At 39.4% G+C, this 12966-nt stretch carries 11 protein-coding genes; 5 read left to right on the forward strand and 6 right to left on the reverse strand.

Features of this window, described 5'->3' with window-relative positions:
• Positions 1-70 precede the first annotated feature (70 nt).
• The 3 genes from A379_RS01545 to acs form a co-directional block, all read right to left on the reverse strand.
• Positions 71-1723 (reverse strand): cation acetate symporter, encoded by a 1653-nt coding sequence (locus A379_RS01545; protein WP_040725199.1) that lies wholly within the window; start codon positions 1721-1723, stop codon positions 71-73.
• Complete coding sequence (locus A379_RS01550; RefSeq protein WP_232744800.1) at positions 1723-2043, reverse strand: DUF485 domain-containing protein; 321 nt, start codon at positions 2041-2043, stop codon at positions 1723-1725. Before A379_RS01550 ends, A379_RS01545 begins: the two co-directional genes overlap by 1 nt.
• 227 nt (positions 2044-2270) lie before the next feature.
• Positions 2271-4223: an acetate--CoA ligase gene (gene acs, locus A379_RS01555; protein WP_040725201.1), complete on the reverse strand. Its 1953-nt coding sequence runs from the start codon at positions 4221-4223 to the stop codon at positions 2271-2273.
• A gap of 452 nt (positions 4224-4675) precedes the next feature.
• Between acs and thpR the strand changes: the two genes are divergently transcribed.
• Both thpR and A379_RS01565 read left to right on the forward strand, forming a co-directional pair.
• Entirely contained in the window at positions 4676-5251 is a 576-nt protein-coding gene (gene thpR / locus A379_RS01560; RefSeq protein ID WP_040725203.1) for an RNA 2',3'-cyclic phosphodiesterase, read from the forward strand.
• Between the two features lie 12 nt (positions 5252-5263).
• Positions 5264-5929: a nitroreductase gene (locus tag A379_RS01565; protein WP_040725206.1), complete on the forward strand. Its 666-nt coding sequence runs from the start codon at positions 5264-5266 to the stop codon at positions 5927-5929.
• 115 nt (positions 5930-6044) lie between these two features.
• Here the strand turns inward: A379_RS01565 and A379_RS01570 are convergent, their stop codons facing one another.
• The 3 genes from A379_RS01570 to dnaE all read right to left on the reverse strand — a co-directional run bounded on the left by A379_RS01570 (position 6045) and on the right by dnaE (position 11061).
• Complete coding sequence (locus A379_RS01570) at positions 6045-6422, reverse strand: hypothetical protein (RefSeq protein WP_040725209.1); 378 nt, start codon at positions 6420-6422, stop codon at positions 6045-6047.
• An 80-nt stretch (positions 6423-6502) separates the two neighbouring features.
• A complete protein-coding gene (locus tag A379_RS01575) occupies positions 6503-7468 on the reverse strand; it encodes a hypothetical protein (protein ID WP_040725212.1) in 966 nt (321 codons plus the stop codon).
• A gap of 110 nt (positions 7469-7578) precedes the next feature.
• Entirely contained in the window at positions 7579-11061 is a 3483-nt protein-coding gene (gene dnaE / locus A379_RS01580) for a DNA polymerase III subunit alpha (protein WP_040725214.1), read from the reverse strand.
• A 226-nt stretch (positions 11062-11287) separates the two neighbouring features.
• Here dnaE and aat point away from each other — a divergent pair, with 226 nt between their 5' ends.
• From aat to sdhD, 3 genes are all read left to right on the forward strand, one after another.
• On the forward strand, positions 11288-12097 hold the full coding sequence (gene aat, locus A379_RS01585; protein WP_051144896.1) for a leucyl/phenylalanyl-tRNA--protein transferase: 810 nt from the start codon (positions 11288-11290) through the stop codon (positions 12095-12097).
• A 112-nt stretch (positions 12098-12209) separates the two neighbouring features.
• The gene (gene sdhC / locus A379_RS01590) at positions 12210-12602 is read left to right on the forward strand and encodes a succinate dehydrogenase, cytochrome b556 subunit (protein WP_040725217.1); all 393 of its coding nucleotides are present in this window, start codon (positions 12210-12212) and stop codon (positions 12600-12602) included.
• Positions 12603-12606: 4 nt separating this feature from the next.
• The gene (gene sdhD, locus A379_RS01595) at positions 12607-12966 is read left to right on the forward strand and encodes a succinate dehydrogenase, hydrophobic membrane anchor protein (RefSeq protein ID WP_040725219.1); all 360 of its coding nucleotides are present in this window, start codon (positions 12607-12609) and stop codon (positions 12964-12966) included.

A 12966-nucleotide genomic window follows, 5' to 3' on the forward strand; every position in this document is an offset into this window, starting at 1 on the left:
ATCTAAACAATAATTTAAAAACATATTTAGACTTAAGTTCGTTAAAACTTAAGCTAAATAGTTTCTAATATTAATGCTCAGAGGCACCTTCTGCACCAATCCCCGTTTGTGAACGGATGAACTGAGCTTCAAAGCCATCTTTATCTTCTTGCGCACGCGCTGATTTGTCCGTGATAGAGAAGAACCAAATACCCACAAATGCAATCACAACAGTGAATAGCGCAGGGAACTTGTAAGGAACAATTGCATCACCCATTGCAAGGATTTGAGTCCATACAACTGGCCCTAAAACAACCATAACTACGGCGGAAATTAGACCTAACCAACCACCAATAACCGCACCGCGTGTAGTCATATTTTTCCAGAACATTGACATAATCAATACAGGGAAGTTAGCCGAAGCAGCAATTGTAAAGGCTAATGCTACAACGAATGCGATGTTTTGATCCTTGAATCCAATACCAAATAAGATCGCTAAAGCACCAATAACAATCGTTGCTGTTTTAGCAACACGCGTTTCTTGTTGTTCAGTTGCATTAGGGTTAATCACGTTTGCATAAATATCATGCGAAAGGGCTGAAGCACCCGCTAACGTTAGACCCGAAACAACTGCTAAGATGGTTGCAAAGGCTACTGCAGAGATAAATCCTAGGAAGAAATCACCACCTAATACATGAGACAAGTGAATTGCCGCCATGTTGTTACCACCAACTAACTTCTCACCAGCCATATACATATCAGCCGTTACCAGTGCAATCGCACCGAAACCAATAATGAATGCAAGGATATAGAAGTAACCGATGAAACCTGTTGCATAGAATACAGATTTACGCGCTTCTTTAGCATCAGGAACAGTGAAGAATCGCATTAGGATATGCGGAAGACCTGCAGTACCAAACATTAAAGCAATACCTAACGAGATAGCATTAATTGGATCTGATACGAAACCACCAGAGTACAAGATATCCATTGCACCTTCACGGTTTTCTACTGCTGTTTTGAATAGAGTCTCAAAACTAAAGCCCATATTGTACATAACCATGATAGCGATAAACGTTGAACCACCTAATAACAATACCGCTTTAATGATCTGTACCCAAGTTGTCGCTAACATACCACCAAAGGATACATAAGCAATAATTAAGACACCAACCATAACAACCGCATAGTTGAAGTCTAAACCGAATAGTAATTCAATCAGTTTACCTGCACCAACCATTTGTGCGATAAGGTATAAGATAACAACCGCAATACCACCAAATGCCGATAAAACACGGATAGGCGTTTGTTTAAAACGGTAAGCAGCAACGTCAGCAAAAGTATATTTACCTAAGTTACGTAGACGTTCAGACATTAAGAACAGGATAATTGGCCAACCAACAAGGAAACCGATAGCGAAGATCAAACCATCATAACCTTTTAGGTAAACCATACCTGTAATACCTAGGAAAGACGCCGCAGACATGTAGTCACCTGCAATCGCTAGACCGTTTTGCAAACCTGTGATACCTCCACCAGCTGCATAGAAGTCTTTAGCCGACTTAGTACGCTGAGCAGCCCAGAATGTAATGTACAGAGTTGCACCAACGAAAATAACGAACATTGAGATTGCTGACCAGTTCGTTGCCGCTTTTTCACCACCTTCGATATCACCCGCTGCCATTGCTAGCATAGGTACTGCTGCAATTAAGAACGTAAATAATGTTTTCACTATTGTATTCATTATTCAACCTCTTTCTTAATTTGAGCGGTTAACTCATCAAAATCTGAGTTCGCTTTTTTAACGTAATATCCCGTTAATAGGAATGCAAACACAATAATGCCGACACCTACAGGAAAACCAATACTGACATACTCTCCACTCACAATTGTAGTAAAGAACGCAGGGTCAAATGCTAAAAGCAGAATGTACCCGTAATATACCACTAGCATAGCGATCGAAAGCTTCCAGGCTAACCCTGTGCGTTCTTTAACCAGCTGTTGATATTGTGGAAGACTTTTAATCTTCTCAATCTTTGCCTGATCCAATGTATCTCTCCTCATTGAGACTCTAAAACACAACATTCATAACGGATGAATGTTACTAATACTCCTAAAAACAACCAGTTACTTTTTATTTAATACCAGTCTCCAGTGAAAACTAATATCGCTTTTATGTTATTTGCTAAAAAAGACTATTGAATTTAAGAGGTATTAAAATCAACCCAGTAATAAATAGGATTGATTTTAATTTGGTACATAACAGTTATCTTTACTTCCTGGAATAACTGTTATTTTTTCTTCTGGAATTGTTCCAGAATACTTGGATCTTCAAGAGTTGAAGTATCCTGTGTAATTTCTTCGCCCTTCGCAATCGTTCTTAATAAACGACGCATGATTTTACCTGAGCGAGTTTTTGGCAAGTTCGTGCCAAAACGAATATCATCTGGTTTTGCGATAGGACCAATTTCTTTTGCAACGTGTTCACGTAATTCTGCTATTAATACGGTACGAGCTTCACCTTTGGGAATATCAACATTCAATACCACAAATGCAGCTACAGCCTCACCTTTAATATCATGAGGGCGACCAACAATCGCCGCCTCTGCAACCAAAGGGTGAGAAACAAGCGCAGATTCAATTTCCATCGTTCCTAAACGGTGACCAGATACATTTAATACATCATCTACACGTCCAAGAATCCAGAAATAACCATCATCATCTTGATAAGCACTGTCACCCACCACATAATAAGGCACGCCTTCTAATGGGAAGTAGGTACTCTTATAACGCGCTTCATCACCCCAAACATTACGAATCATTGATGGCCACGGTTTTTTAATAACTAAAAGACCACCCTGACCTTTACCAAGTTCATTGCCTTCTTCATCCAAAATCGCCGCATCAATTCCAGGTAAAGGTTGAGTACATGAACCTGGCTTCAAAGGCGTTATTGGAAATGGAGCAATCATATGCGCGCCCGTTTCCGTCTGCCACCAAGTATCAATAATTGGACATTCGCCACGGCCAATTACATCGTGATACCACATCCAAGCTTCAGGGTTAATTGGCTCACCAACCGTGCCCAATAAACGTAACTTAGTTAAGTCGTATTGGTTTGGTAAGTCCGCACCAAATTTCATTAGGGCGCGAATAGCTGTTGGCGCTGTATAGAAAACGGTTACGCCATGATTTTGGCAAACTTGCCAGAAACGTCCTGCATCAGGATAGGTAGGTACACCTTCAAACATAACAATCGTTGCGCCTACAGATAATGGACCATAAGCAACATAAGAGTGACCTGTAATCCAGCCTACATCTGCAGTACACCAAAATACATCATCATCATTTAAGTCAAACATCCACTCATTCGTTAAGTGGGCATTTAATAGATAACCGCCAGAGCTATGCTGTACACCTTTAGGTGTCCCTGTTGAGCCAGAAGTATAGAGTAAGAAAAGAGGATGTTCAGCATTCACGGGAACTGGGTCATGGTAGTTACTCATACCCGCTTCCGCTTCTAGCCAATCAATATCTCGCCCTTCTTTCATTGTGACTTCATCATCGGTACGACGATAAACAATCACTTTTTTAACTTGATCACAACCTTTTGATAAGGCTTCATCCACAGCACCTTTAAGAGGAATCGTTTTACCACCACGACGACTTCCATTAGTCGTAATAACCAGTTTTGCTTCGGCATTTTCTATACGGTCACGTAAAGCTTCTGCTGAAAAACCACCAAAAACAACCGAATGGATTGCTCCAACACGAGCACATGCTTGCATAGCAATAACCGCTTGTGGAATCATTGGCATATAGATAATCACGCGATCACCTTTCTCAACACCTTGAGCGGTTAGCGTATTAGCAAAACGACAAACTTGGTCGTGAAGTTCTTTATAGGTATAACGCTCTACATCACCTTGATCACCTTCAAAAATAATCGCAGTTTTATCACTTTTAGTTTCTAAGTGACGATCAATACAGTTATAGGAAACGTTCAATTCACCATCGGCGAACCATTTATAATGAGGTGCGTTAGATTCATCTAATCCAACGGTAAAAGGTTTTGTCCAAACTAGCTTTTCTTTTGCCAAATCAGACCAAAAGCCAACATGATCTTCACTTGCCTTAGCGCGCATTTCTGCCAACGTTTTTTCATTGATTGCAACGCTCTTTTTAATTGCGTCTGAAGGTTGGAAAAGGCGTGTTTCGGTTAGTATAGATTCAATATTAGACATGGCGTCTCCTACAATAATTATTCTCAATTGAGACAATTGCATGAAACGTATACGGTACAAAGGTGATGTAAGCTTCTCGGGATTGCCAAGAGTTATACAAGCCCGACTTTAGCATTCAGCGTCGAAACCTTCGTGTCCTTCAACGTCTTCGTGCTAAAGCCTCCTAATTATATTAGGATACTCGGACCAGCTACTTAGGACTTGGAGAATCACTTCAATTTTTTTTATGCGCTTTTTCGACTGCGCAGAAGTTAATGTGCAAAGTGTACCACCGTATTTTTAAATTTAAAGAGGAATTGACACTTTTATTAGATAGAAATAAAACGATACTAAACAAAATTTTCTTATACCTCAGAGGTTAGACCTCCTTATTTTTATCAATTCCTTTAATCCTCTAAACTAAAGCTTTAAACTAAAGTTTTACAAATTTAATTTCATAAAAAAGAAATAACATGAGAGCTTTCATTGCCTTACCTATTGATTCAGTCACAACAACAAAACTGAATACTGCTGTTAGCTTGTTAAAAAAGCAGGCCTGGTCAAATCATATTAGATGGTTTCCTGCATCCAACTATCATGTCACCATACAATTTTTAGGAAGTCGGTTAGAAACCAACAAGGTCAATGAAATTGTAAATTCAATAGATAACTGGTCTATTTCTGAATCCATTCCTTCATCACGTATCAAGATATCAGGGATTACACTTTTTCCAAGCGAACAATCTGCCCATACTATTGTGGCCTCGATACAACTAGACGATTTTCTCGTACACATAGCCTCACTAATTGAAAACCAACTGAAATCTATTGGTTTAATGAAATCACAACAGGATTTTAGGCCACACATTAGCCTTGGTAGAATCGAGGGACAAACTGATTTAACAAGCCTAACCATTCCTGCAGAGCTTGCCTATTTTAAAAATACTTGGCTTAATATCGACTCAGTCATCTTATATCAAAGTGAATTAACTCAAACCTCTCCAATTTACACGCCCCTTAAAACCATTTATTTACATCCTAAAAGTTAAAAAGAAAAAATTATGAACGTTAGCCAAGCCATTAAACAACGACAGTCAATTAGAGCCTATACCAGCAAATCCGTTGATGAGGATATTATTACTTCTATCCTAGAAACGTCTAAATATGCGCCTTCAGGTGTGAATACTCAGCCTTGGCAAGTCTGTATCGTAAAAGGAAAAACTAAGCATCGACTAGCAGAAAAGATGATTGAAGCATTTAGAACAAAAAAGACCGAATCCATGGATTATCAATACTATCCAACTGAATGGGTTTCTCCCTATAAAGATCGGAGAGTAGAAACAGGTTCTAAGCTTTACCAAGCCCTAGAGATCAAACGTGAAGATAAAGAAAAACGCCTTTTGCAATGGGAAGCCAACTATAAGGCCTTTGATGCACCTGTTATGCTTTTGTTTTTTATTGATGAAGTCTTAGATACTGGCTCATTTTTAGATTATGGTATGTTTCTACAAAACATAATGTTACTGGCTGAGGAGCATGGACTGGCAACCTGTCCTCAGGGTGCTTTGGGGGAGTTTCCTTCAATTGTAAAAAAAGAGCTTAATATAGACTCTTCGAAAAAACTCATTGGCGGAATGGCATTAGGTTATAAAGATGAAACCCACCCTGTTAACCAATACAGAACAAGCCGAATTGAGCTTGATGAATTTTGTACTTTTTACGAGTAAAAAATTAAATTGAAAACGATGCAATTTAATTGTATTAGCGAGCTTTTAATTAGTTTTAATTAGTTTTAATTAGTTTTAATTAGTTTTAATTAGTTTTAATTAGTTTTAATTAGTTTTAATTAGTTTTAATTAATTTTTTATACCACAAAGCAAAGGTTGTAGCATTTTCTTCTAAAAAAATGAGTACTTCATCTATCGTTGCATCTTGCATATCCAACGTAAATTTGACCATATAATTAAGTTGAGCTAGGTGCTCCGCTGTTAAATGACTACCTAAATGTATTTTAGAAAATTTAGTCAAAATGACCGCATTCAAAACCCTCTTCCACTGTTCATCACTCAATGAATAAGCTTTTTCATAAACTTCAGAAATACTTTTCAAACGACTTTCAACCAACTCATCTATATTCTCTTTCAAATACAGTTCACTGGCTGCAGGCCTGAGTGAAGGAGGTAAAGCATTCATAAAATTTGTTTCAACTTGATGAGCCATTCAATTTTCCATATAAATTTAAAGAGAGACCTTTGCACGATTGAGTTCTCAAAGAAAAAGCAATTACCAACCTTATTTCACTAAAAACTTGCTAAAAACTGATGATTTAAACAGTGCGCATTCATTTTATCGAGCTGGTATTTCTCTATCTCCATTTCCAAAAAAGCCTGGTCTTGAGAGTGTGGAAACTGAAAATAAAAAGCATTCAACTCTGCAGCTTTACTCTGAACTGTCTCATAGCGTGCAAAAGTCGTTTTAACCTCCATCACTCGATCATGCCCATCAAAATAAACCCTCGACTTTAGTGGCTTACCAGGTAAAAAGCGTTTTGGATATAAGGCGGCAATCCCTCCTGCACTGATATTGACCTGTCTTTTTTCCCAAGCTTTAGGGTTTTCAAGTGAAAAATAATCTAAGTTAATTTCTTGAAAAGCGTAACAGTAATCACTCACTAATTCATTCATAAAATAGATGGATTGTACCAACGGAATTTTTTGAAAAGAAGGTTGGCTGAATTTCTTAGTCATCTCATCAATTTTAAATTTATGACCTTCTGGATTGAAACTATGGTATTTCTGAGATGTCGATTTATGTAATGAAACAAACAGCAATCTAAAAAAGTGAGTCAATTTCTTTTCCATTTCAAAAAGGAAATTGTGTGTTTTGGGTGCAGGTTCTTCTAAACTGGAGATAAGACCAATGGTTTTTAAGTTTGTTGTGATTTTTTCTAGCATTTTTTCATCATTTAATGGGTTTCTACCACGCGAAACCATCTCCACTGAGGCTCCTAAAACCTCTGCAGCATCCGCCATCTGAAGAAACACAGGCTCTAAAATATCCTTTTGCTCCTGAATATGATTAACCCAATAAATCAACTGCTTATGATCACGCTTTATTTTATTTTTAACACTACTTGGAAAATAATCTATTCCTAAAGCAAAAATCTCTAAATCAGTTATCGGTTTTTCAGGCGTAATGAAGAGCCTCACTGGCATTTCTACACGTGGAAATCTTCTTAATTCTTTTTTTTCAAACCAAGCTGCCACTCTATCTCCTTACCCATCCATGTATATTGACGTCGATAACAAAATGTCGATAACAAAAATTACAACCATTGAACAAATTTACCACAAAGCGTTCAAAAAAATTAATCGACTTACACCACAACCTGTGGGCTCCAACCTTGAGCATTCAAAGCCTCAATCAAATCATCATCTGGAAAGAACTGTTTTTCTGAACTTGTTTTCATCTGAACCGTAGCGAACTCATTCGTATAATCAACAACTAATGGCAAGCCATTTTCAGTTTGGTATGCACCAAGCAGAAGCTGTAATTCAGAGACTTTATTTAAAGAAAGCTCTCTTCCGTTCGTATTCACCGTTAACTTTATCGCACGAGCTTTTTCTACACGAGCCTCAGCCAAACTAACAACTTGCTCAGCATCCAACTTAATTCCACCATTAAAGGTGTCCTCGCTGACTTCGCCATGAACCATAACGACCATATCGGTTTTAATATTATCTTTAATCGCTTCATACACCGCTGGACGCATCACAACTTCAAGCCTAGCAGTCTTGTCATCCAAAGCCATAAAGCCCATTCTCGAACCGCTTTTAGTCGTTTTATTACGCAACTCAACAACCAGGCCTGCTGCTGAAACCTTTTTCCATTTTTCTGGGCGTAAACTGGCTAATTTATTCGGCACTAATGTGGCTAATTCTTGTTGATACAAGTCAATTGGGTGGCCAGTGATATACAGACCCAAAGTCTCTTTTTCACCCGCTAAACGCAGTTTTTCTGGCATTTCTGCCACATCCAATAACTTTGATTCGCCAGACTCTTCAACAGAGAGCATATCGCCAAACAGGTCGTTTTGACCCACTTCATCGTTTTTATGCTGTTGTTCCGCTTGTTTAAGCGCCATAGGAATACTTTCAAGCATCGCATTTCGGTTATCGTGTAGCTCGTCAAACGCCCCCGAGCGAACCAAAGCCTCAATCACACGCTTATTGGCTTTTTTACCTGCTCGCAAACAAAAATCAAACAGGTCGGTATAAGCACCGTTGGTTTCACGTTCTTCAATCACGCCTTCAAGTGCGGCTTCACCCACCCCTTTTATTCCGCCCAGACCATAATTTACCGTACGCTCACCGTACGGTTTAAAATGAATTTGACCCGTATTAATGTTCGGCTGTAAAACACTTAATCCCATTGCATAACACTCATTTACCATATGCACCACTTTTTCAGTGTTATCCATATCAGATGAAATCTGTGCCGCCATAAACTCTGCAGGGTAATGCGTTTTTAGCCAAGCCGATTGGTACGAAACTAAGGCATATGCCGCCGAGTGAGATTTATTGAAACCGTAACCTGCGAATTTCTCAACCAAGTCAAAGATTTTCATGGCGAGTTCGCCATCTACACCATTTTTAATCGCCCCCTCTTGAAAGACAGAACGTTGTTTAGCCATCTCTTCGGGTTTTTTCTTACCCATAGCACGACGAAGCATATCAGCGCCACCTAGCGTATAGCCCGCTAGAATCTGTGCAATTTGCATGACCTGCTCTTGGTATAAAATAACCCCATAGGTTGGTGACAGCGTCTCTTTTAAAGATTCATGCTGCCACTGAGCATCAGGGTAAGAGACCTTTTCTCTTCCGTGCTTACGGGCGATAAAGTTATCCACCATCCCCGACTCAAGCGGCCCTGGTCTAAACAAGGCTACCAAGGCGATAATATCTTCAAAACAGTCTGGTCGTAACTTAACAATCAGGCTCTGCATCCCACTTGATTCGAGCTGGAACACCCCTGTTGTTTTACCTGTTTGAATCAAATCAAAGGTTGGCTGATCATCTAATGGGATTCGGGCGATATCAACAAACCCTTCTTCACCTGGTTTTTTATGGCCGTTAATCGACTGTAACGCCCAGTCAATAATCGTTAAGGTACGTAAACCCAAGAAATCGAATTTAACCAGGCCTGCATATTCAACATCGTTTTTATCGAGCTGGGTGACCACACTTGAACCATCTGGTTCACATAAAACAGGGCAAAAATGGTCTAGCGGTTTAGGGCCAATAACCACACCACCCGCATGTTTACCTGTATTACGAACTGTCCCCTCTAGCTTTAAAGCAAGCTCAAGCAGTTGGCGAGCGTCATCGTCATTATCGTATTTATTTTGTAACTCTTCTTCTTTCTCAAGTGCTTCTGCAAGCTTGATACCTAGCTCATTAGGAATCAGTTTGGCAATCCCATCAACCACGCCATAACCAAGTCCTAATACTCGCCCTACATCTCGCACTACTGCTTTTGCCGCCATGGTTCCATAAGTCACAATCTGTGATACATGGTCACGCCCATAATGACGAGAAACGTAATCAATCACCTCATCACGGCGATCCATACAGAAATCGACATCGAAATCGGGCATAGAGACACGTTCTGGGTTTAAGAAACGCTCGAAAAGCAAATCGTACTGAATAGGATCAAGGTCGGTGATTTTTAGGGCATAGGCCACCAATGAACCTGCACCAGAACCACGACCTGGACCCACTGGAATAAGTTGGTTTTTACCCCATTGAATAAAGTCGGCAACGATTAGGAAGTAACCAGGAAACCCCATTTGCAGAATAATATCTAACTCAAATTTGATTCTGGCGTAATACTCTTCATGTTTTTTTGCAAACTCTTCTTTAGAAAGGTGACCAAATAAAAACGCTAAACGCTCATCCAACCCTTTATGACTCTCCTCTACAAAGAACTCATCCATCGTCATGCCTTCTGGCACTGGAAAATCGGGTAAGAAGTAGGTTCCTAACGTTAAATCAAGACTACAGCGTTTTGCCACTTCTACGGTGTTACTAATCGCTTCTGGTATATCCGAAAACAGCTCAACCATTTCTTCGGTCGTTTTAAAATATTGCTCTTCAGAGTAACGTTTAGGGCGGTTTTGGTCTTCTAGAACATAACCATCGTGAATACAGGTTCTGACTTCATGTGCCTCAAAATCTTCAGGTTTGGCAAAACGCACATCATTCGTTGCTACTACAGGCACCTCATAGCGAATAGCGACGTCTACCGCTTGTGCAATATAAGCCTCTTCATTCTCTCTTTTGGTACGCACCAGCTCGATATAAAAACGGTCTTCAAAGTGAGTAAGCCACCACTTCATTCGGCTGGCGACAAGGTTCGGTTTTTCGGCCAATAAAGCTTGGCCGATATCACCTTCGCGTCCACCTGACAATACAATCAAGCCATCATTAAATTCAGCTAACCATTCACGTTTAATCAAAGCCTGCATATTGTTTTTATAGAGCTTTTGGTTATGCAAATAACTTTGAGAAATAATGTGTGATAAGTTCAGATAACCTTGCGGGTTTTGGCATAAAAGAACAACTTTAGACACCTCTGCACTTTCATCTTCAATCAGCACATCAGCCCCAATAATGGGTTTAATCCCTGCCCCCATCGCCGCACCGTAATACTTAACTAATGCAAATAGGTTATTTTGGTCGGTTAAAGCCATTGCTGGCTGCTCACAGCCTTTAATCAATGAGATGAGTGGTTTAATTCCTAAGGTACTATCAACAACAGAGTACTCAGAGTGAACATGAAGATGAACAAATTGGGTCATAGAACAGGGTCAACTTTGCTTTTATTCTTTATTTGAACCGTCTTACCAGGCCTGGTAAGTCAAATTAGGTTACTACCGAGAAAAAGACAACTTCTATTTCGGATTATTAACACAGTTCAAAAAGGGTTATGTTTTGAATTGTGATATTCTATCGCATATTACAAAATCTCGGCGACAAGTTGCCTTAAATAACAACCAATAATCACTAAATATTTTAATACGCCCTATGACAGACCAGCCTAATCATGTGCCATTTTGGCTCGATGAACAACCTGTAACTTTTCCTCCTAGCCACCTTGCCATGAAAGAGCCTGATGGTTTATTGGCAGTTGGAGGGGATTTAACACCAGAATGGCTTTTAATGGCGTACAGCAGAGGGATATTTCCTTGGTTTAACCCTGGCGAACCCATTCTTTGGTGGACACCCAATCCAAGAAGTGTGTTATTGATTGAGCAGGTAAAAATCAGCAAAAGTTTACGCAAGACAATCAATAAACATCACCAAGCTGAGACTTTGAAGGTAACATTTGACCAAGACTTCAAATCCGTTATGAAAGCCTGCTCCGAAGTCCCTAGAGAAGGTCAAGATGGCACTTGGATAACAGAGCAAATGCTTTCTGCCTACACCCATCTACATAATTCTGGTCATGCGCATTCCGTAGAGGTTTGGCATCAAAACCAGTTAGTGGGTGGTCTTTATGGTGTAGCGATTGGTAAAATGTTTTATGGCGAATCCATGTTTGCCAAAATGACCGACACCTCAAAAATTGCGCTGATTGCCCTTGCTCTTCAATTAAAGGAGTGGGGATTTGAGTTGATTGATACTCAAATTGAAACACCTCATTTAAACAGTTTAGGTGCACAAACCATTTCCAGAACTCACTTTGAGAAACGAATTTCTGAATTGACGAATCAAAGCTTTCCTCCTTCCACATGGAGTTTAAACCCAAATTGGCCTGAGTGGATTCAAGCGCACGAACAGGCTCACCCCTCAAAAAAGTCCATTTCTAATCAGACCAATCAAACCATTAAATAAATAACCAGGCCTATCAACAATTCTGTTTTTCTTGTTTTACTTGTGAGCTGTAGAATAAGACCTAAGATTTCTTTTACCTGATTTAAAAAGAGAGCTAATAAGAGGTATTTTGATGTATAGCCATCCTGGTAATCGGCCACGTTTTTTAAGTTTGATCGCTTTTCGTTTTCCGCTAAACGCTAAACTATCTGCCCTTCATCGTATTACAGGTTTGCTACTTATCATTTGTCTTTTGGGTTATTTGGCTCTCTTGCATTTAATCCTATTTCATCCCCAAGTGACTCTAGAAGACTCTGCCAACCACTGGGTTCATAATTTACTCTATAGTGGTTTTTGGTCAACATTGAGCTTTCATTGGCTAACGGGCTTACGACATCTGTTAGCCGAACATTTTATTGAAGAAAAGCATTATCGATTATTGAATAGTAAAGCCGTGAGTTATGCCCTTATTTTGTTATGGCTATTAATCACAGTTTTCATACTTTACCAGGCCTGGTGGAATTAACTTTATGAAGAATTTACGTGTACTTCGCCAGCCAATTACAGGCATTAAAGCGCATAAATGGCAACGAATCAGCGCCATATACCTAATGTTATTTACCCCCTACCTGGCCTGGCAAGTTCATAATGTGGCAATAGAGCAAAACCTCAACTTAACCCTTTTTATTCAACAACTTTTTACCCCTCTCTTTTTATTCTTGAGTCTGATTAGTATCGCACTCTTATTAGTACATGCCTGGGTTGGTATTCGAGATATTATGATTGACTACCTACCTCAAAAACGTGTCTCTATTTGGCTTAACCTATATGCACTTTTCTTACTCTTAATTATTGTAGATTTAACCTTTTTAGCCATTAAACTAAGTTAA

The organism is Thiomicrorhabdus sp. Kp2 (genome assembly GCF_000478585.1).
Taxonomy (GTDB): domain Bacteria; phylum Pseudomonadota; class Gammaproteobacteria; order Thiomicrospirales; family Thiomicrospiraceae; genus Thiomicrorhabdus.